Annotated in this window: 20 protein-coding genes; 13 read left to right on the forward strand and 7 right to left on the reverse strand. The window is 41.1% G+C overall.

The window, feature by feature from the left end; genetic code table 11:
- Positions 1–150: 150 nt before the first annotated feature.
- The 4 genes from ACOAOT_RS22710 to ACOAOT_RS22725 are packed head-to-tail and all read left to right on the forward strand — an operon-like array spanning position 151 to position 2,319.
- Positions 151–633: a hypothetical protein gene (locus ACOAOT_RS22710; protein ID WP_420219023.1), complete on the forward strand. Its 483-nt coding sequence runs from the start codon at positions 151–153 to the stop codon at positions 631–633.
- A gap of 52 nt (positions 634–685) precedes the next feature.
- Positions 686–1,447 carry a class I SAM-dependent methyltransferase gene (locus ACOAOT_RS22715; RefSeq protein ID WP_420219024.1) on the forward strand — a complete coding sequence of 254 codons (762 nt, stop codon included), beginning with the start codon at positions 686–688 and terminating at the stop codon, positions 1,445–1,447.
- 23 nt (positions 1,448–1,470) lie between these two features.
- Positions 1,471–1,869: a hypothetical protein gene (locus tag ACOAOT_RS22720; protein WP_420219025.1), complete on the forward strand. Its 399-nt coding sequence runs from the start codon at positions 1,471–1,473 to the stop codon at positions 1,867–1,869.
- Positions 1,870–1,887: 18 nt separating this feature from the next.
- Positions 1,888–2,319: a GNAT family N-acetyltransferase gene (locus ACOAOT_RS22725; protein WP_420219026.1), complete on the forward strand. Its 432-nt coding sequence runs from the start codon at positions 1,888–1,890 to the stop codon at positions 2,317–2,319.
- A gap of 29 nt (positions 2,320–2,348) precedes the next feature.
- Here the strand turns inward: ACOAOT_RS22725 and ACOAOT_RS22730 are convergent, their stop codons facing one another.
- A complete protein-coding gene (locus ACOAOT_RS22730; protein ID WP_420219470.1) occupies positions 2,349–2,747 on the reverse strand; it encodes an HXXEE domain-containing protein in 399 nt (132 codons plus the stop codon).
- A gap of 265 nt (positions 2,748–3,012) precedes the next feature.
- On the opposite strand from ACOAOT_RS22730, the gene ACOAOT_RS22735 reads away from it, so the two are divergent.
- Positions 3,013–3,582 carry a TetR/AcrR family transcriptional regulator gene (locus ACOAOT_RS22735; RefSeq protein ID WP_420219027.1) on the forward strand — a complete coding sequence of 190 codons (570 nt, stop codon included), beginning with the start codon at positions 3,013–3,015 and terminating at the stop codon, positions 3,580–3,582.
- 62 nt (positions 3,583–3,644) lie between these two features.
- Here ACOAOT_RS22735 and ACOAOT_RS22740 read toward each other — a convergent pair whose 3' ends face one another.
- Together ACOAOT_RS22740 and ACOAOT_RS22745 are read right to left on the reverse strand one after the other, a co-directional pair.
- On the reverse strand, positions 3,645–6,284 hold the full coding sequence (locus ACOAOT_RS22740) for a cation-translocating P-type ATPase (RefSeq protein WP_420219028.1): 2,640 nt from the start codon (positions 6,282–6,284) through the stop codon (positions 3,645–3,647).
- A gap of 64 nt (positions 6,285–6,348) precedes the next feature.
- On the reverse strand, positions 6,349–8,133 hold the full coding sequence (locus ACOAOT_RS22745; protein ID WP_420219029.1) for a sigma-54-dependent transcriptional regulator: 1,785 nt from the start codon (positions 8,131–8,133) through the stop codon (positions 6,349–6,351).
- Positions 8,134–8,397: 264 nt separating this feature from the next.
- Here ACOAOT_RS22745 and ACOAOT_RS22750 point away from each other — a divergent pair, with 264 nt between their 5' ends.
- Entirely contained in the window at positions 8,398–9,681 is a 1,284-nt protein-coding gene (locus ACOAOT_RS22750; protein WP_420219030.1) for a four-carbon acid sugar kinase family protein, read from the forward strand.
- 89 nt (positions 9,682–9,770) lie between these two features.
- Here ACOAOT_RS22750 and ACOAOT_RS22755 read toward each other — a convergent pair whose 3' ends face one another.
- The gene (locus ACOAOT_RS22755; RefSeq protein WP_420219031.1) at positions 9,771–10,640 is read right to left on the reverse strand and encodes a MurR/RpiR family transcriptional regulator; all 870 of its coding nucleotides are present in this window, start codon (positions 10,638–10,640) and stop codon (positions 9,771–9,773) included.
- Positions 10,641–10,915: 275 nt separating this feature from the next.
- Between ACOAOT_RS22755 and ACOAOT_RS22760 the strand changes: the two genes are divergently transcribed.
- From ACOAOT_RS22760 to dagF, 6 genes are read left to right on the forward strand one after another with little or no spacing between them, the layout of a single operon-like run.
- Positions 10,916–11,332: a PTS sugar transporter subunit IIA gene (locus tag ACOAOT_RS22760; RefSeq protein ID WP_420219032.1), complete on the forward strand. Its 417-nt coding sequence runs from the start codon at positions 10,916–10,918 to the stop codon at positions 11,330–11,332.
- 1 nt (position 11,333) lies between these two features.
- Positions 11,334–11,825 (forward strand): PTS sugar transporter subunit IIB, encoded by a 492-nt coding sequence (locus ACOAOT_RS22765; protein WP_349668323.1) that lies wholly within the window; start codon positions 11,334–11,336, stop codon positions 11,823–11,825.
- 12 nt (positions 11,826–11,837) lie between these two features.
- The gene (locus ACOAOT_RS22770; RefSeq protein ID WP_420219033.1) at positions 11,838–12,587 is read left to right on the forward strand and encodes a PTS mannose/fructose/sorbose/N-acetylgalactosamine transporter subunit IIC; all 750 of its coding nucleotides are present in this window, start codon (positions 11,838–11,840) and stop codon (positions 12,585–12,587) included.
- A gap of 1 nt (position 12,588) precedes the next feature.
- Positions 12,589–13,416, forward strand: coding sequence for a PTS system mannose/fructose/sorbose family transporter subunit IID (locus tag ACOAOT_RS22775; protein ID WP_104437840.1), 828 nt, complete (start codon positions 12,589–12,591; stop codon positions 13,414–13,416).
- Positions 13,417–13,434: 18 nt separating this feature from the next.
- On the forward strand, positions 13,435–14,565 hold the full coding sequence (locus ACOAOT_RS22780; RefSeq protein ID WP_420219034.1) for a DgaE family pyridoxal phosphate-dependent ammonia lyase: 1,131 nt from the start codon (positions 13,435–13,437) through the stop codon (positions 14,563–14,565).
- A 3-nt stretch (positions 14,566–14,568) separates the two neighbouring features.
- The gene (gene dagF / locus ACOAOT_RS22785) at positions 14,569–15,303 is read left to right on the forward strand and encodes a 2-dehydro-3-deoxy-phosphogluconate aldolase (RefSeq protein ID WP_420219035.1); all 735 of its coding nucleotides are present in this window, start codon (positions 14,569–14,571) and stop codon (positions 15,301–15,303) included.
- Between the two features lie 111 nt (positions 15,304–15,414).
- On the opposite strand, the gene ACOAOT_RS22790 is transcribed toward dagF, so the two are convergent.
- From ACOAOT_RS22790 to ACOAOT_RS22800, 3 genes are all read right to left on the reverse strand, one after another.
- The gene (locus ACOAOT_RS22790; protein WP_420219036.1) at positions 15,415–15,873 is read right to left on the reverse strand and encodes an ATP-binding protein; all 459 of its coding nucleotides are present in this window, start codon (positions 15,871–15,873) and stop codon (positions 15,415–15,417) included.
- A gap of 116 nt (positions 15,874–15,989) precedes the next feature.
- Entirely contained in the window at positions 15,990–16,730 is a 741-nt protein-coding gene (locus tag ACOAOT_RS22795) for a response regulator transcription factor (RefSeq protein WP_420219037.1), read from the reverse strand.
- Positions 16,727–18,571 (reverse strand): sensor histidine kinase, encoded by a 1,845-nt coding sequence (locus ACOAOT_RS22800; protein WP_420219038.1) that lies wholly within the window; start codon positions 18,569–18,571, stop codon positions 16,727–16,729. The genes ACOAOT_RS22795 and ACOAOT_RS22800 overlap by 4 nt, the downstream gene beginning before the upstream one ends.
- Positions 18,572–18,720: 149 nt before the next feature.
- On the opposite strand from ACOAOT_RS22800, the gene ACOAOT_RS22805 reads away from it, so the two are divergent.
- Positions 18,721–20,079, forward strand: a complete 1,359-nt coding sequence (locus ACOAOT_RS22805) for an ABC transporter substrate-binding protein (RefSeq protein ID WP_420219039.1) — start codon at positions 18,721–18,723, stop codon at positions 20,077–20,079.
- The last annotated feature ends 20 nt before the right edge of the window (positions 20,080–20,099 follow it).

The raw sequence follows: 20,099 nt of genomic DNA on the forward strand, positions 1-20,099 counted from the left end.
TTGAAGAAGGCATAAGAGCAAAGTTCTTTTCAGAGATTGAAACGGCAATAGACAATCTGGGTGGTATAATTACAATCTACGATACCATAGATTTGCAGCTTGCAAGAAAGCCGTAGGGTTATTGGCGTATAAAAACAAAGAGGGGAACAAATGAATATGGGAATAAATACATCTGCAAAAGAAACGGTAGATTCTTTGAAGAAAATATTTGATAAACACAAAAATGACCGTATTTGTATTATGGCTACTACTTGTTGCGGAAAGTCTACATTACACGAGCTGATTCCAGAGACAGTGGATATGGATGATGAATTGTGGCCCCAATTAACCAAAGAAGAGGAAGCACATTTATGCCAGAAACCATGGACGAAAGAAATTGGTGACTTTGCTGGCAGGCTGGTCAGAGAGAGGGTAACGGTGAAACCCGGACACCCATTATTCACTTTGATACTGTTGGATTGCGAAGTGCTGGTATATCTTGATATAAGTGATGAACTGCTTGCGGAACATTGTAAAAAAAGACAAGCAGATTTTCAGGATGCGAAGAATGTTAAGGATGCGATTGAATGTACGTGGAATAAACAGCAGGAAAAGAATGATAAAGTATGCTACTATTTAAAAATAACAGAGTGATATAAAATTAAGCGTTTTGGTTAAGTCGAAAAGTGTATTGGGTGGAGGGGTTATGGAACGCGAAATTATAAATTATTATAAAGCATACGATGAAGATGGTAGGCTGTTTCGAAATAATAGCCATAAGATAGAATGGCTGACTAGTATGCATTATTTAAAGAAGTTTATTAAAGAAGGGGCTTTTTTATTAGATGGTTGTGCAGGGACTGGAAACTATGCGTTTCCTTTGGCTGAATCGGGATATGATGTTATTGCAGGAGATATCGTTCCTGGTAATATTGATATTATTCGTGAGAAGCAAAAGAATAATCCTGTATTAAAAGATATTTATGTTGGAAATATGCTGGATCTTTCAAGGTTTTGTGATGATAGTTTCGATGCAGTACTATGTATGGGAGCGTTTTATCATGTTGATGATGAGATAAGATTGGGTATCATGAAAGAATGTCTGCGTGTGTTAAAACCAGGTGGATTGTTGATTATTTCCTACATCAATACGATGGCTGGAGTTATTGTTGGGTTGGATGATGAATTAAAAAATATGGATCAGGCGGACAAATGGTTTGAAAACAGGACTACAGATGGGGTGTTCCTGTATATGACGCCTAATGAAATAGAGGAAATGGCATTGGGTTTTCATACGGAAATTGTTTGCCATCTTGCCGTTGATGGAATAAATTTTTTACTTTCTGATAAAATCAATGTTGCTGATGAGGAAAATTTTAATAAGTGGTATCAATTTCATTTGAAAACCTGTGAAGATAAAAGTTTGTTAGGATATAGCTTACATAGCATGATAATATTGAGAAAGTAAGTTATTTGAAAAGGAGCGGGATTATGACAAGTATTTATTATCAGGCAAATAGAAACTACCCTCTTACTCAGTCAGAGCAGGAGCAAATTGTTCAGATTTTAAAAGAATGCGAAGAAAATTATCCTTTCCCGGGGAGAGGCGAGACGCTGTGCCAGTACTCCTATGATCTGGCTGAACCCACATGCATCTTTTCTGGTGCTGCCAAGCTTCCATTTCCGTGCGATGATGATAATGATATGAATGATGAAATAGTGGAAATGCAGACAGAAGCATTATTCTTTCTCATAGATTGGCTGACTTCCCTTCGAAGAGTGATACCGGATGCGATATGGGAGGCTTCATTAGAAGATGTAGAGTTTATATGGGAAGAAGAGAGTGGATACCGGTTAATGACAAATGAAGAATATGAGGATTATTGTTAAGAGATATCAGGAGGGAGCGTGAAGAGTCCGATGGTGAGTATAAGACATGTACAGGAAGAAGATAGAAATTTCTGGCTAAAGCTCGATAAGCATTTGCCGAAGACTGAATTTGAAAAAAAGATCAGGGATAAAATGGGGTATGTTCTATTAGAAAATAATATTCCGTATGGCTTGTTGAGATACAACCTTTTTTGGGATAATACTCCATTTTGTACAATGCTCTATGTTGATTCTGGTAATAGGGGTAGGGGCTATGGAAAGAAACTGATGGAGTTTTGGGAAAACGATATGAAGTCAATGGGATATGGGATGCTGATGACGTCTACCCAGGTGGATGAAGATGCCCAGCACTTCTACAGAATATTAGGGTATCAGGATAGCGGCGGATTAATTATTAATATCCCGGGATATGAGCAGCCCATGGAAATGTTTTTGATTAAAAAAATATAGTTTGGGCTGCATCATGTTTTTATATCCGACTATCCAATAAGTTTTGCCAGCTGATGCATGTTCTTGTGAAGAATTTTCATATTACCAAATGCAAAAACCAGGCCGATAGTAACCCAAAGTGCTATCTCAATTGCGGAGTAATTTAAGATCCTCTGCGCAAGAATCAGGATGTAGCAGCAGGGGAACAGGGTCAGCCATGCGGTAACTTCGCCTGGCACGTAATGCCGATAAGATAAGGGTAGCAGGATAATATGGAATAGAACCAGATGAATAATGTTTGCCGTCAGCAGGCCATACCATAATCCATAAAAACCGGTGATGTTTCCCAGTAAAGTGGCAGACATCCACAAAATAAGTTCTTCAAATACCCCAACGGAAAAGGCTGCTGTGTTGTTAGTGTTACCAAAGGGTGTGATGGGAAGGGGAATAAATTGTCTTAATCCTTTTTTACACTATTGTTTTGCTCTCATAATCTCTTCCATATCGTGTACAATAAATAATAACGGAAATAGCCAGGTAAACCATCTTAACTCATTCATAATTGTATCTCTCCTTTTTGATTTTATTTTAATCATATGGCGAAAAGTTTCAATCAACAGAATTTTATTTGTTATATAAATAAGCTATAATAAGATACAGAATGTTGCTTATCTATATTGAATGTATTAAAATGTTGTATGGAAAGGAGTACTGATGAACCAGAATGATTTGCGCGTAAGAAAAACCAGAAAAAATATTGAGAGTGCGTTTATCTCGTTGTTGAAAGAAAAGGATTTTCATAAAATAACGGTTCAGGATATTCTTGACCGTGCATTAATTAACCGTTCTACATTCTACAAGCATTATATGGATAAATATCAGCTGGCTGAAACTCTTTGCAACGGCATATTTGATGTATTAAAAGTGGGAGTCATGGATAGACTTGAATGCGATAAAATTGAAGATGCCATTATGGTGATTAAACCAATGTATCAGATTCTATCTGACAGGAGAGAAGAAATTCTGGCACTTTTTGAAATACATACAGAAACCATTCACTTATATGAGGATATGTACAATTTCCTGCAAGAGAGCTTTTTTGAAAGACAGTTAGACACAAATAAAAAGTCCATAGAACTATTAGATTATATGTCAAATCAATATGCGTCGCTTGTGCTGACTGCAATGAAATGGTGCCTGAAAAATGATGGATACGAGGAGCTGACCAGACATACTCAGCTTTTTATGTATCTGGCAAAAGCATTTAACTATACCAGAGAGTAAATAGTCAGGCCGCCAGATCCATCTGTTCCATGGCAGAAACAGATGAATCCGACAGCCTGTTATTATCTGCGTTTCATTAATTTTACGATTTCCATAATCGGTATGATTGAAACTGCAATCAGTACAGCCACTGCATATTCCAGAAGTGAGATATGCTCAAAAGAAAATGCTCTTCTTAAAAAAGGAATGTAAATAACCGCGGTTGTTAAAATAAATGACATCAGCAGGGAACCATTTAAAAAGCTGTTCTTTGTTTTTAAATGAAAGATGGAACGAGTTCTGGAGCGCATATTAAACGAATGAAACATCTCTAGGAGAGACAATGTAAGGAAAGCCATTGTCATGCCGTCTGCGCTTTGGGCAATTTCCCAAACACCACTTTCCACATAATGACCTACAAAGTATGCAATCAAGGTCAGGAGTGCAATGACAAAACCCTGTATAGCGATTTCAACACCAACACCATCAGAAAAAATGCTGTCTTTTGGATCTCTGGGGGCTCGTTTCATAATATCTGCTTCTTCTGCTTCCATACCCAGACCAATGGCCGGGAAACAGTCAGTGATCAGGTTGATCCAAAGCAAATGAACTGGTTTTAAGATGGTAAAGCCAATGAGACTGGCTACAAATACTGCAATTACCTCTGCTAAGTTGGAGGAAAGCAGGAACTGGATTGCTTTTCGTATATTGTCATAGATCCTTCGACCTTCGGCGACTGCCGCAACAATGGTGGCAAAATTATCGTCTGCCAGAACCATATCTGCGACATCTTTTGTTACGTCAGTTCCTGTGATACCCATTCCAACACCGATATCGGCTTCTTTAATGGCTGGAGCATCGTTGACGCCGTCTCCCGTCATGGCAGTTACTTTAGAGAGTTTCTTCCATGTCTTCACAATACGGACTTTGTGCTCTGGCTGTACCCTGGCATAGACGGAAAAGTTGGTAATCTTTCTTTCCAATTCCTCATCAGATAATTTCTCCAGCTCCGCACCAGTGATAGCCATGCTCTCATTTTCAAGAATACCCAGCTCCTTTGCTATGGCTACGGCAGTATCTTTGTGATCGCCTGTAATCATGATAGGACGAATGCTGGCATTCTGGCATTCCTTAATAGCCGCCTTTACTTCAGGGCGGACTGGATCAATCATACCGGAGAGCCCAAGGTAGATCAGTTCTTTTTCCAGTGTTTCGGGTGTGAAGTCACGGGGAGACTGATCCCAGTTGTGCATGGAAGCGCATAAAACACGGAGAGCCCGGTCTGCCATGGCTTTGTTGGCTTTAATGATATCATGGCGGATATCATCTGTCATGGCTACGATGTTTCCATTTATTAACGCATGGCTGCAGCGTTTTAATACCTCGTCGGGTGCGCCTTTGGTAAACTGAATTATTGAGCCGTCCTTCTTTTTGTGCACGGTTGACATCATTTTTCTTACGGAATCAAAGGGTGCCTCTCCGATTCTTTCATAATCTTTGGCGAGTACCGGCTTTGATAAGTTGTTTTTATATGCGTCATTTACCAAAGCGCATTCCGTAGGTTCTCCTACTGCCTGAAGGCTGTCCGGATCAAGGACTGCATCGGAACACAGTGCCATTGCCGTCATAAGAAGGGGTTCGTCTGAAGTGGCGTGCTCCACCACCGTCATTTTGTTTTGAGTTAAGGTTCCGGTCTTGTCAGAGCAGATGATCTGGGTGCAGCCTAAGGTTTCAACTGCTGTCAGCTTTCTGACAATCGCGTGTTTACGGGACATTTTAGTCACGCCAATGGATAAGAGAATGGTTACTACAGCTGCCAGACCCTCGGGTATTGCGGCAACAGCAAGTGAAACAGCAATCATAAAGGTATCAATCAGTTCTTCCAGATGAATGCCGTTGCCGGAAAAGCCAATTCGAATGATGTTTACAGCAAACATTAAGGCGCAGATCCCCAGAACCATAATGGACAACACCTTGGAGAGCTGATTCAGCTTGATCTGAAGGGGAGTTTCTTCATCTTTTGCAGTATTTAAGGCATCGGCGATATGGCCAATCTCCGTCTCCATTCCTGTGTAGCAGACGATTGCCTTACCACGGCCATAAACGATTGTAGAACCGGTATAAATCATATTTTTTCTGTCTGCAAGGGCTACTTCGCCTTTTCCGGCCTCTAACACGTCGCTATGCTTGGAAACTGAGACCGATTCGCCTGTCAGTGCAGCTTCTTCTGCCTTTAGACTTGCGCTTTCCAATAATCTGGAATCGGCAGGAACGGAATCTCCGGCCTCCAAAGCGATGATGTCGCCAGGCACAAGCTGCTCGGAGCGGATGACTTCAAGCTTGCCGTTTCGAAAGACTTTTGATGTGGCAGCCGTCATTTCCTGAAGAGATGCAATGGCAGATTCAGCTTTGGATTCCTGATAGACACCAAGAATTGCATTAATCACCACCACGATCAGGATAATGACAGTATCGATCATGCTTTCTCCTGCATAGATAGATGTGGCCCCCGAAACTACTGCAGCAGCAATCAGTACAATCGTCATAAAGTTGGCCAGTTCTTTTAAAAATTTCTTAAAGAGACTTGTTTTTTTACCCTCTTTTAATTTGTTTAAGCCGTACTTCACCTGACGTTCCCGAACCTGGGCTTCTGAAAGTCCATGAGGAGATGAATCAAGCTGTTTTATAACTTCATTGGATTCCAATAAGTATTCTTTTTGCATTGTTATTCTCCTATATTGTTTATGTCTTGCTAATCAATAATAGTTAGTGTATCCCTTTTTTTCTTTAATTATCAGAGTTAATCAGCCTCCACAGGGTTGTTCTGCTGATTCCCAGACTTTTGGCGGCTTTTGTGTGGTTCCCATTCTGTGTATCCAGTACAATGAGCGCTACTTCCCGGTTGATTTTATTCAGAGGCTGGGATAAATTCAGCATATTCATATAACCGTTTGCAGAGGCAGAGGTGAGCGTGACTTCTTTGTGTAACACTTCTTTTACTTCTTCGATTCCAATATATGGTCCCTGGGACAGGACAAAAAGGTTATTCATTACCCGGCTGAACTGCATGTAGTTATAGGGCCAGTGATATTGCTGTAATTCTTTCATGGCATCTGGTAAAAAACCCAGAACCTGTTTATCATTTTCCATATTCAACTGATTTAAATAGAGATTTGCAATCGGCTCGATTCTGGATACATCTGCTCTGAGCGTGGGAAGCGTAAAAACAAATAATTTCAGCCGGTTAATAAATTCCATGGAGCCGGAATCTGTAATGCCGTAGGAGTTGCAGATAAAGGAGATAAGAAGCCGGTTTCGTTTGCAGGCATCCGTATCGATTATATTGATCCAAAGCTGTCTTTGCCGTTCTTCGTTTAATAAATTCATGTTTTTTATAAAGATGGTGCTCCCGCTGCTGCAGAGAGGGGAATTGTGGTGACTGGTTAAATACTCCCACACCTTTTCATTTAATAAGCTGCAGTCTATTTCAATAAATGGCTGATCCTTAATGGAGCTGCGCAGATAGATGGCCTTGGCAATCTGTTCCTTTCCCGTGCCTTCCTCTCCGGTAATGATGACCGGATATAAATCCTTGTTGACCTGATCAATGGTATTATAAAATTGGGCGAAAAAATTAGTGACGCTGTATATGCTTTCATAAAACTCTTTTTCTATCTCTCGCTGGTTGCTGTATTGAATGCCGCTTTTTGCACCGTTTGAAGGAGCTTTGTTTACGGTAATGTAAAAGGCAATATAACCGGTTCCTGCAGAAAGCAGACGCTGAGCCTGTACAGAATAAATCAGGTTGTTTTTCCTGAAAATCAAATTGCGCTTTTCATCCAGAGGTATATTGTTGATTTCCAAGTGCAGAGAATCGATAATTGTTGTATCAGTTTCTGATATGGTTGAAAAAATCAGCTTCCCGTCATTGTCGAAAACAACGGTACGCATATCTCTTAGCTTGACAAGGCTTCTGAAAAAGTTGTTTTCACTTCTTAGCTGAGTGTAGTACCTGCAATATTCAAGTGCAGTATGAAGGGCATCCCGTATGCTTTCAACTCCGGAGGTAAGAAGAAATGCATCCATACCAAGGTTTCTCGCCGTTGTATAAGTAATCATATCACAGAGTATTGCTTCATAACCAAGATCTGCAATCTGTTTTAGTATTGGTAAAGCCTCTTCTGTAGAGTTGATGGAAAAAACATCGATGGGGTAGGGAAGAACCTCTTTTAGAAACTGACTTTGTTCTGTTATGCTGGAGAAACCGGCAATGGCAACCTTTTTGGTGTCTGCATTGGAGAGCTTTAAGGTACGAAGTATATCGTATGCCGATGTATGGATTTCAATAACAGGCAGAGAGATGGATTGCCGCAATAGCTTTGCTGTACCTCCACGGGAAATTACCACATCATAATTCTCATAAAAATTACTCTGGGCAATTTCCACACCTTTTTTTAGATCACCCACCAGGATGTTCAATTCAATGTTCGGATATTCCTCTGCAAGCTTTGACATAATAGATTTCATACCTTCATAAGGTGCAATTGCCAGAATTCGTATCTTATCAGACATGGGTATCCTCCTTATCCTATAACGTTCTTATTTGAAACACAAATCTGAGAATTATTATACCATAATATGTACCGTTTTTATATATTTATAAAACATGTATACATTTACTAGAAATAATAGTAATTCTTTTTCTGCGTGTTTCATATATAAACCAAAACAGACCCTGAGTTTATTTTCTCAAAATAGAATGTATGGTATGATGTGTTAAATAAAGGTGTCTTGCTAAGAACCTGATCAATTCAAAATACTGGAAAAGGTAGAAATATGATTAAATTATTGATAATATCGGATGACTTTACAGGAGCTCTGGATACGGGCGTTCAGCTTTCAGCTGACGGGGCAGCAACCTATGTGACTCTGGATTCTGATTTTAATATGTCCGATTTTACTCAGGATATTGACGTTCTGGTTATAAATACCGAGACCCGCCATTTGAACCAGGAACAGGCGTATAAAACAGTGTATTCCATAACCCAGCGGGCGAGAAATGTTGGAATTCCTTATATATATAAGAAAACAGACTCTGTGCTTCGGGGTAATATTGGAGCGGAGCTTGCGGCAGTACTTAATGCCAGTGGTTATAAGCAGATTCATTTTATTCCTGCCTATCCTGAGATGGGCCGGATAACAAAAAACGGAATCCATTATGCAGATGGTATCCCGATAGCGGATAGTATCTTTGGGAATGATCCCTTTGATCCGGTTCTTTATTCTGATATTCCCAGTATCATATCTTCACAGACTTTGATTCCTACTCATGTAATTAATCAATTGGAAAATGAAGAATGGGAGGTTAAGGAAGGCATTCTGATACACGATTCCCACACATCTAAGGATATGGAAAGAATCGCCCTTACGCTTATGTCGGGAAAGGCTTCCTGCTTATTGGCAGGCTGCGCAGGGTTTGCGGCTCTCCTTCCTAAAATACTGGGCATACAGGGCAGAAAGCCTGTAACTCCAGTTTTATCGCCTCATATGTTCATCGCCTGTGCCAGTATTCACCCGGTATCACTTGCCCAGTGCGAGAATGCCAGTCAAAAAGGTGTACCCCAGTACGTTTTGTCGCCAAAAGAGAAGCTTGACCGTTCCTGGATCGGAAAAGGGTCTGACAATGCTCTGGTAAATAAGATTTTGCGTTCCTGTGAGGAGAATCCGGTTGTTATCTTAAATGCTAACGGCCCAGGTGAACCGGAAGCTACTTATCAATATGCAAAAGAAAATGGGATTACACCGGAACAGCTTCGGACAGAGATTGTCTCTGTCATGGGATATATGATCGAAGCTTTGTTAGATAAGGGACTGAATGCCAATGCTTTTCTTATGGGAGGAGATCTCCTCTATCAGTTTGCAAAGCAGACAGGTATGAAAGCTATTTCTCCCATCTGTGAATTAGAGAAGGGAGTCGTACTTTCAGAAGCTCTTTATAAAGGGAAAAACATAAAATTAATTTCAAAATCCGGTGGATTTGGACAAGAATCTCTTTTTACCGATTTATCAAAGCAACTTTTTATGCCCCCCATGGAGTCTGAACATGTGGATATTGAATAAATTACTGACCAGAGCTGAAAAGAGCCCGTGGTTTTACAGAATCTTAAATTCCTGTAAAACCACGGGCTCTTTTCAATATGCAATTAATTCTAAAGGAGATCCATGAATTTCTGAAGACCATCCCTGGTATCATCGCTGTTTAACCTGGAATAAGATGCAGCCTTTTGAAAAAACTGGAAAGATTTTACATCCTCAGACAGGAAATTATGGAATAACATATCAAATAGAACCAGTATCAGGATTTCCCTTGTTATGGTGTTGCTGCTAAAAAGCAGGTCTGTCTTTGGAATCACCAGAGTGATATTGGCATAGGGAGAGCAGAGAGACTTCTCATAATTGGTAATGAGCAGGATGCTACTGCCATTTCTATTTAAATCGGCCAGTATGGAAGCCAGCTGTTTGTGATTGCCGGAGAGCGATATGGTGATAAAGAGATCGGTCTCCTGAGAAAGACTTTGATATAGCTTCAGTGTATCATAGTTGGTAAGTGCCTGTACGGTGAGACCCAGTGTCATAAATTTGTGGGCAATCATTTCCGCTATATTCTGATTAAAATTCAGTCCGATAATAAAGATCCGTCGTGATTTTAACATCAATTCCCTGGTATGGTTGATGTCTGTGGGATTGGTTAAATGAAACAGGCTGTCTAAAAGCATCTTGTAGTCATTAAGCAGGGCGGAGTAGTCGGAATGGTTTACGGAGGAAGAACTTTTGTCAATTTCCTTCTGCATCGTATATTTTAATTCATTCAGGCCGGAGTATCCTACTTTTTGAGCAAAACGAATGATGCTGGCATCCGACGTTCCGATCTCCTTTGCCAGTTCCTGAGCACTAAGTTCAATGAATTTCATGGTAGATTTTTTAATGTATTGCACAATTTTCCAGTCTGTTTTGGTGAACTGGTTGGACATGCCATCTATGCGGGCCATTAAGGTAAAAAGTTCATAGTTTTCTGTCATTTGAAATACAGCCTTCCTTTCAATCTTCCCGGAAAAGGGAAGCCGTTTTGTTATTTCTGTAGCAGTTATGTAGTGAATTTCAGATTAAGTATATCATAATTCTGATTTATAATTCAATATTCCTTGATTAAAAAAGTTATAATTACAAAAAAGTAGCAAAATACATAATTAAAACTGTGAAAATAATATAAATACATTATTGACATGAAAAATGTAGTATGCTACAATTCGGATGACGAAAGGATATACAAAACAGATAAATGAGGAGGTACGAGATGGAGAAACCGCAGATTTTGCTCTTGACTCACGGAGGCTGGGGAAAGGCGCTGACGGAAAGTCTGAAAATGATTATGGGAAGCGTTGATTTTGTTCATGAGATCCCGCTTTTGCCGGAGGTTACGTTTGCAGAGTATTACGCCAAGGTGGATGAATATGCAGCCGGGATGCCGGAGAAGTCCCTGATTTTTACGGATGTATTTGGCGGGACAACCACCAATGCAGGTGCTAGAATCGGACGGGAGCGGAATATTAAGGTGGTTTCGGGACTGAATGCGCCGCTCATGATTGAAGCCTGTACCCAGATCCAGTACACCGGAGATTGTAACTTTGATGTAGTTTTGCAGCAGGGGCAGTCATCAATCATTGATGTGATCGGTGAGGTCACTAAGTCAATGGAAAAAAAGGAGAGTTAAAATGGCAGAGATTGTATTATGCAGAATTGACAGCAGACTGATTCATGGACAGGTTATGACCAAATGGGTGAATCAATCACAGGCCAATCGGATTGTTGTAGTAAGCGACAGTCTGGCTGCGGATGAATTTATGCTTGAGATCTACTTAATGTCTGCACCAGCGGGGGTTAAGGTAGAGTGTTTAAGCAGAGCAGACGCAGTAAAGAAATGGAATGAAGACCAGTTTGGCAGCGGCCGGGTACTTTTACTGCTTCCGGATTTAGCAAGCATGAAGGAAGTATATGAAGGTGGAATTAAGGTCACTGATATTCAGGTAGGAGGGCTGGGGGGAGCTCCTAACCGTAAAGTGGTATTTCAGAATATCACTTTAGATGATGCAGATGTGGAAAAGTTGATTTCGTTACAGGAGGCAGGAGTAAATATTATCTTCCAGACAATTCCGGAAGATGTACCGCAGGATTTTCACACCATTTTAAAAAAATACAATAACTAAGGAGAGTATGATATGAGTGTGTTGATGTTAGCTGTATGTATGGGGTTTTATTATTGGTTCTGCCGTCTGAGATTTGGATATACCTTTTCTTCCATGCTTCTTCAGCCAGTTGTCATTGGTGTTTTTGTAGGGCTTCTTACGGGAAACATGCCTCTGGCCATGAAGATTGGTGCAGGACTTCAGCTGGTTTATTTAGGGGTTACATCCACTCCCGGCGGCAATGTGCCAAGTGATCCTGCTCTTGCAGGATGTATTGCAATTCCTCTTGGAGTAATGTCCAATATGTCTCCTGAGGTTGCCATTGCTCTTGCAATTCCATTTGGAGTCATTGGAGTATTTGTGGATCAGTTAAGAAGAAGTACCAATGCAGTCTGGGTTCATATGGCAGACCGCTATGCGGAAAAAGCAGATACAAAAGGGATTTTAAGGGCAGCGTTTCTTTACCCGGCTATCGCAGGACTGGTAATTCGTTTTCCAATCGTTTTTGCAATTGACTTTTTTGGTGTAACAGCTGTAGAAAAGCTGATCGCAATTCTTCCTCAGTGGCTGATGCATTCCTTTGAAATCATGGGAGGAATTCTTCCGGCTCTTGGTTTTGCCATTACCTTATCCGTAATCGGAAAGAAGTCACTGATACCGTTCTTTATAACAGGATTTTTCGCAGTTATGTACTTAAAACTTGATACGATGGCTGTAGCAATTTTTGCAACCTGCGTTGCATTGTTGTTAGGTTTATTCCAGTTAAAGGAGGAGGCGATTTAAGATGGGAGAGCAGACACAGGTAAAAAAACTGAATAAAAAAGATATTACCAAATCCATGTGGATCTATTATGCCGGCGCAGAACTTTCCAATTCCTATGAACGTCTGCAGAGTCTTGTATTCTGTGCGTCCATGACACCGGTTTTAAAGAAGCTTTATGATACCGATGAGGAACTGAGTGCAGCCTTAAAACGTCACCTGGTTTTCTTTAACACGGAAGGAATCTTCGGAGCCATCATTCAGGGAATTGCCATTTCCATGGAAGAACAAAAGGCCAATGGAGAGAATGTAACAGACGAGGCAATTACTGGTATTAAAACCGGACTGATGGGACCGCTTGCAGGAATGGGAGATGCAATTGTATGGGCAGCAATTATGCCGATTATCATTTCTATCTTTTTACCTTTTGCAAGCAGCGGTTCTGCACTGGGAGGTATTATGCCTCTGATCCTGTATCCGGCCATTACCATTGCAATTGCTTACTGGCTGATTCATAATGGCTACACATTAGGCAAAAAGTCTGTGGTATCACTGCTTCATGGCGGTAAGATGAAATCCATTATTTTTACAGCAAATGTCATCGGCCTTACCATGATGGGGGCATTATCCGCAAGCTACGTCACCATATCAACACCTTTGAAGTTTGGTTTTTCCAGCGGAACGCAGATTGTGGTACAGGACATACTGAATACGGTAGCACCAGGTCTTCTTCCTCTGGCAGCCGTGTTTATCATCTATTTTTATCTTAGAAAGAAAGGACCGTATTACAACAGAATCCTGCTTACAGTCGTGGCAGTATCTGTCATTACTTCTCTGCTTGGAATTCTGTAATGGTCTTAAGGAGTAATCATGGAAAACATATACAGTAAAAGCGGTCTTCAGGCCGTGATTAATGCTTCCGGAAGAATGACAAAGCTGGGTGTTTCCACCATATCGAAAGGTGTGGGGGAAACACTGGTGGAGGCAGCCGGCAACTATGTGGTAATTGACGATCTCTATGTCTATGCAGGCAGGAGAATCGGAGAGCTTGTCGGAACTGCTGATGCCTGTGTTACCTCCAGCGCCTCTGCCGGAATCGCACTGGCAGTTGCTTCTTTAATCTGCGGAGGAAATTTACAGAAAGTAAAGCACCTTTATGACCTTCTGCCTTCTGTTACGAAAAGGGAAGTTATTATTTTAAAAGGGCATAACGTGGACTTTGGGGCACCGGTTGCAGAGATGGTACAGATTGCCGGAGGGAAAATCGTCGAAGCAGGATATGCCAACGGAGCTTCTGTAGAAGATATTGAGCAGGCAGTAACAAAGGATACGCTGGCAATTCTTTTTGTCAAATCCCATCACTGCGTTCAAAAGGAAATGCCAGAAGCCAGATCTGTGATTGAGCTGGCAGAACGTCTTGGGATTCCATGTATCGTGGATGCGGCAGCAGAAGAAGATTTAAACATCTATGCAGCCATGGGGGCGGACTTTGTATGCTACAGCGGTGCAAAAGCCATTGAAGGCCCGACCAGCGGTTTTGTTGCGTGTAAGACAAAAGAACTGGCAGACAACATGAGACTCCAGTACAAAGGCATCGGCAGGGCCATGAAGGTGGGGAAAGAGTGCACCATGGGGCTTGTAACGGCAGTGGAAGAATACATTGCCGGGGGAAAGACAAGCCCTGTCTCCAAAGAAGAGCTGGAACGGTTTGCAGCATGTGTAGGGGAGATACCAGGCTGCAAAACATCAATTATTAAGGATGAGGCAGGAAGAGATATATTCCGCTGTAAAATTGATTTTAATCCCCAGCAATACGGGATGAATGCCAAAGACGTGGTAAGAGAGCTGCAACGGGGAGATGTAGCCATCTTTACCAGAGATTATCAGGCAAATATCGGTTCCATCGCAATTGATCCCAGGCCTTTAAACAGTGAGAAAGAACTGGAAATCATTGAACAGAGGCTTAAAGAGATTCACAAATCAGCAAATGGAGGGAAATAAAAGATGGAAGGATTAAATTTTTACAAAGGAAGAGTCTGCTTAAACTGCCTGACCAATTCCGTTGATAATGCTAAGGCAATTTATGAGGCTGCCAAGGGTCATGTTGCAGTCGGGATTTTGTCGGCAAATTATCCGGATGTGGAACAAGCAGTGGAGGATATGAAACGATATCAGGAAGCAGTAGACAATAATATTTCCGTTGGCCTGGGTGCGGGAAATCCCGGACAATGGAAAGCAGTTGCGGATATATCCGGACAGATTAAGCCAAAACATATCAACCAGACCTTTACGGCAGGCGGATATACCAGAGCCAAAACAGGTGAGGGACCATTTTTAAATTCCATGGTTGCACCCTGCGGTAAAGTGGGTTATGTTAAAATCTCAACTGGTCCGCTTTGTAAGGATATGGAGCCGGCAATCGTTCCGGTTAAAACTGCAATTGCAATGGCAAAGGAGCAGGGAGCCGATTCCTTAAAGTATTTTCCCATGGGCGGACTTAAGGTAAAAGAGGAGTTTGAGGCGGTTGCCACAGCCTGTGCAGAGAGCGGATTCGGACTGGAGCCAACCGGAGGAATTGATCTTGATAATTTTTCCCAGATCTTAAAGATTGCGGTTGATGCAGGAGTGGAACACATCATTCCTCATGTATATTCTTCGATTATTGAGAAAGAAACGGGAGCTACGAGGATTTCAGATGTTGTGAAACTTTATGATATGATTCGGGAGATTTTAGATTAGAATAATATCCACCCAAAATGCTTACTAACATATGAACAAGGTGGGACAATACATGCCTGTTTGTGTACGTGAATTAACTTCTGGACAACTCGTCCAGAAGTTAATTTTATATTATCTATTTATTTGCCAATAGCCTTTACGGTCAGAACCAACTCTTGTGATTTTCCCGCTTTCTCTTAGCTCCTTAACTATTCGGCTAATCTTTCGTGTGCTAAAAGAAGACTTATGACTGAGTTCTTTTGCTGTGATAGCCGGCTGCTCTGCGATTAGTTTTAATACTACATCATCGCCAATTTCATCGCCAAATTCATCGCCAAATTCATCGCCAAGAACATTCTTGTTTTTATTAATCACATCAGCAAAAGGAAACACAACCTTAATGAAATGCTCTAAAATTTGAAAAATGCTCTTATCGTATACTTTGAGAATGCGGCTCATACCGGAGCCGAGCTGTTCCACCAATCCTACATCTTTGAATACACGCATTAATTCACGATTTCTTGGCATACTGGAGCAGCTAAAAAAATCTTCTCGGCTTTGACCCTGTATCAGTCCCCCGTAAGAGGTCATTACAACCCTCTATGCGATTACTTTCTTGTAACATAAACTCCTCCTAATCAAATTAATCTTATTATAGATCTTTTATTGAAACAAGCCAAGTTATGCCAAAATAACGGCGGTCCTTATCATTCATTTCTGTACTCACTGGGACTGATCCCATAAACATGTTTAAAGGTTTTACTGAAATGAAACGGGTCAAGGTAACCGGTCAGCTGGCTTATATCGGCAATGGACAGATCTGGATTGCGCAGAAGCTGTCTTGCAATATTCAGTCTGTAGTTTCTTAAATATTTGGAAGGTGTAATCTCTGTGTATTTGAAAAATATTTTGCTTAAATAAGGCACAGAAAAACCAAATTCAGAAGCCAGTGTGGTGAAATCGATCTGAGTCTGATAATTCTTGTGAATGTATTCTTTTATCAATTCCACGATTTCTTTTGCCCTGTTTGAAGAATGAAGGAGTGTGACGGAGTCAAACCGGTCCTGGGCAGCCAGAAGCTTGGTTTCCAGGGCAGCCAGTGTCTTTTCCAGTTCCTCATAATTGACTGGCTTCAGTAAATAATTGCTCACCTCGTACAGGAGTGCTTCCTTTGCGTATTCAAAATCTGTATATCCGCTGATGATCACACATAAGATAAACGGAAATTTTTCGTGTATATTTCGTACTAACTCAAGTCCATCCATCTCCGGCATCCGTATGTCTGTGAAAATTACATTGGGAAGATGTTCTTTCGCCATATCAAGTCCTTCCAGACCATTGGTTGCAATGGCTGTCACCTCAAAAGCGGGATTTAACTGTTCGATTCTTCTGGCTATATTTCTGGCAATTAAGGCTTCATCTTCAACAATTAAAACAGAATATTTCAAGGGATCATTCCTCCTATAACAACAATGGCTCCGTGGGGTACATTGTTGCTCAGTCTAAATATATGATTGCCGTGGTAGAGGATTTTAAAACGGATGTAAATATTCATCAATCCCATCCCGTCTATTTCCAGATTGGGCAGAACCCCGTTTTTCTCAATCAGGTTTATCTGGTTTTGCAGTTTTTCCAGGTCTTCACTGGAAAAGCCAGGACCATTGTCCCGGATCTGCAGCTCCCAATAGGTGTTGGTCATAATACCAAGAATTTTCACGCTCCATGGTGGGCTTGATTTAGTTGAATATTTGATGGCATTTTCCACGATCAGCTGGAGGCAGAGTTTTGGAAGCCGGATCTGATACATTTTTTCCGGTATGTCAAATTCAAATTGAAGAGAGTCACAGTACCTCACCTTCATGCATTCCAGATAATCAATGGTATGATCAAGTTCATCTTTTAAAAGAACCAATTGTTCGCTGTCGGAAGAGATATAACGCAGGATTCTTGAAATGGTCTGACACATGAGAATAATCTCGCTGTTCATGTTTTCGTCCGCCATTGCCTGTATGGTTGCAAGAGAATTGTAAAGAAAATGAGGGTTCATCTGCGCCTGCAGCGCCAGCATTCTGGATTGCATGTCACTGTTTTGAAGCTGAAGTTCCCGTTCCATTGATTTCCTCGCCTGTCTCTGCATTTTTAACAGAGCCTGGTATAAGGTGTTCACTTCAGTGATGCCAATTTCCATGTCCTCAAATTCAGTTGTGTCTTTTTCTTCCCCTGTCAGCTGGAATGCCCGTACCTGATGATAGATCTTATAAAGCGGAGTGGCAATTCTCCGTGAAATCAAATAGGACACCATAACGGTTATGAGCATGACGGTAAACAGAAGAATAAAAGCTGTGTTTAAGTATTGATGGACCGGCTGCATCAGCATACGGTTATCAATAACAAGTGCTGTAGTAAAACCGGTATAGTCAGATGAAGTAAAAATGATGTATTTATTCTGGGATTTTAAATATATGGGATTTACCCCCGGGCTTTTGGCGGGTTTGCTTTGCTGGGTCTGTATCAATTTGTAATAGCTGTCTGGTGTGCCAGAGCTGTCAGTCGTATAGATGGTCTTCCCTTCCGGACTAAAAATGTATACATCTTCCTGATACGGGCTGTTAAACGTATTTACTGTATTTGTTATACTTTTAAAGGATTTTTTGACCTCTACAATCCCCTGTGGAACATTGAGCGGGCTGTAATACAAGCGGCAGAGTGATACAAAATAATTATCACCTGAATACGAATAAAAGCGCCCAAGAGTGTCGTCTTTATCACAGTAAATATATTTCTTCCCCTTTGCCTCAACCACCTTATTGCACCAGTCTTTTTCACTCACCCGTTCCTTCGATGCATGATTATCAAGACCTACTCCAAATTTGCCATAATCAAGGGAATAAAGGTAAGTCTGATCGGCGGGAGAATTGGGACCGATCATGGCGATAATCAGGTCAAACAGGATTTTGGTATTATTAATGTTTTCATAAATCTCATCTGAACTTAAGGTGTTGTCCTGATAATTGATATAGATACCAAATTTTTCTTTAATCAGATTGGAATAAATGATATTCTGAGATACAGTATCAAGGTCGTGAATGACGGAATCAAAGCTGCCCATAATCATAGCGGCATTATTCTGTAGGGAAGAAAATGCATTTACCTTTATCTTGCCGGTTTCACTAAAAACTGTGTGGACCGTAAATGCCAGGATTACTGCAATGAATAAAGCAGTATAGGGAAGAAAAAGTGTTGACATTATGCTGCGTTTCTTAATATTTTTTGTTTTATTCGCTGTCATTTTAAGCCCTTCCTTCCTGCGGTTTTTTCTGTTGGTTAAAAATATACATGAAAACAGATCAAAATGTTCATTCAAAAATGTCTATATTACACTATATAATACAGATAACATGATAAAAGTCAACATTTAATTTTGGGGAGGTATTTTTTATGAAGTTAAAAAAGTTAGCTGTATTCAGTCTGGCTCTGGCCGCTGCCCTTTCATTTTCCGGTTGTTCAAAAGAGGAGAATGCTCCGCAGAAAAGTACGGCTGCAGGAGAAAGCACGTCTGGGGAAGCGAAGACATCTGCTGCGTCGGAAAAAGGTGGAGTGACTCTTTCTTTTATGGCCAGCCAGGACTGGATTCAGGATGCAGAAATTGAACTGTCCAAGAAATTCACACAGGAAACAGGAATCAAGGTTGATTATCAGATTATTCCATCGGATCAGTATGTGAATCTTCTTATGACAAAGTTAAACACCGGGGAGTGCACGGATATTTTTGGGGCACAGAGCGGTAAATTTGATATTAAAGCACAGATTAATGTGGAAAAAAATGCGGTGGATTTAACAAAAACCTCATGGGGAAGCCAGGTTGAACCACTGGTGGCGGATCAGCTGTCTGTGGACGGTAAGCTTTATGGTCAGCCGATACAGGACGTATCTTCTGTATGGGCTATCGGTTATAACAAACAGATTTTCAAAAAGCTGAATCTGGAGATTCCTAAAGATTATGAAAGCTTCCAAAAAGTGTGCGATACCATTAAGGCAGCAGGAATTACTCCAATCTATGAGTGTGTATCAGATGGATGGCATCATACATTATGGCTGCCTGAGGCAGGTGTAGAGGCTGAAACAGCAGAACCTGGCATTGTTGATAAATGGAACAGTAACCAGGCGCCCTTCAAAGGAAACGCTACCCTGATGACAATTTTGGACCAGATAAATGACATGGTTGCCAAGGGCTACTGGGGAGAAGACTACATGTCCAATACATATGCTGATTCAGCAAAAAACATCGCCTCCGGCAAATATGCAATGACAGTGGCCAATCAGGGATTCGGAGTTGAAGTAAATAAGGTTAATTCTGAGATTGCAGTGGATGACATTGGCTATTTCGTAATTCCACTGGCTGACAATCAGACATTAAACGTGAACCCCGCAGGTCCTGCAAGATTTATATTCAGCGGTTCCAAGCACGCAGCTGAAGCACAGCAGTACTTAGAATTTCTTGCAAAGGAAGAAAATCTTAAGTACCTGACTGAAAACGTAGGTAAGTTCAACAAACTGCCATTTAACAACGCCCCCAGCATGTATACGGATACGATTCAGGATTTTTATAACAGATATGATAAAAAGGGTACTGTTATTCAGACAGCTGTAAAATATGTAAATCCGCAGTGGAGTGAGATGGGAGCAAATTTGTCTGCCATGATCGTGGGTGAAATGACTCCGGAGGAAGTTCTGGCATCCATTGATGAAGTGAGAGCCCAGCAGGCAAAGGCAGCAGGGGATCCCGCCTGGAAATGACAGCATGGAAGATCAGTTGA

It is taken from the genome of Lacrimispora struthionigena, from assembly GCF_048627165.1.
Taxonomy (GTDB): domain Bacteria; phylum Bacillota; class Clostridia; order Lachnospirales; family Lachnospiraceae; genus Lacrimispora.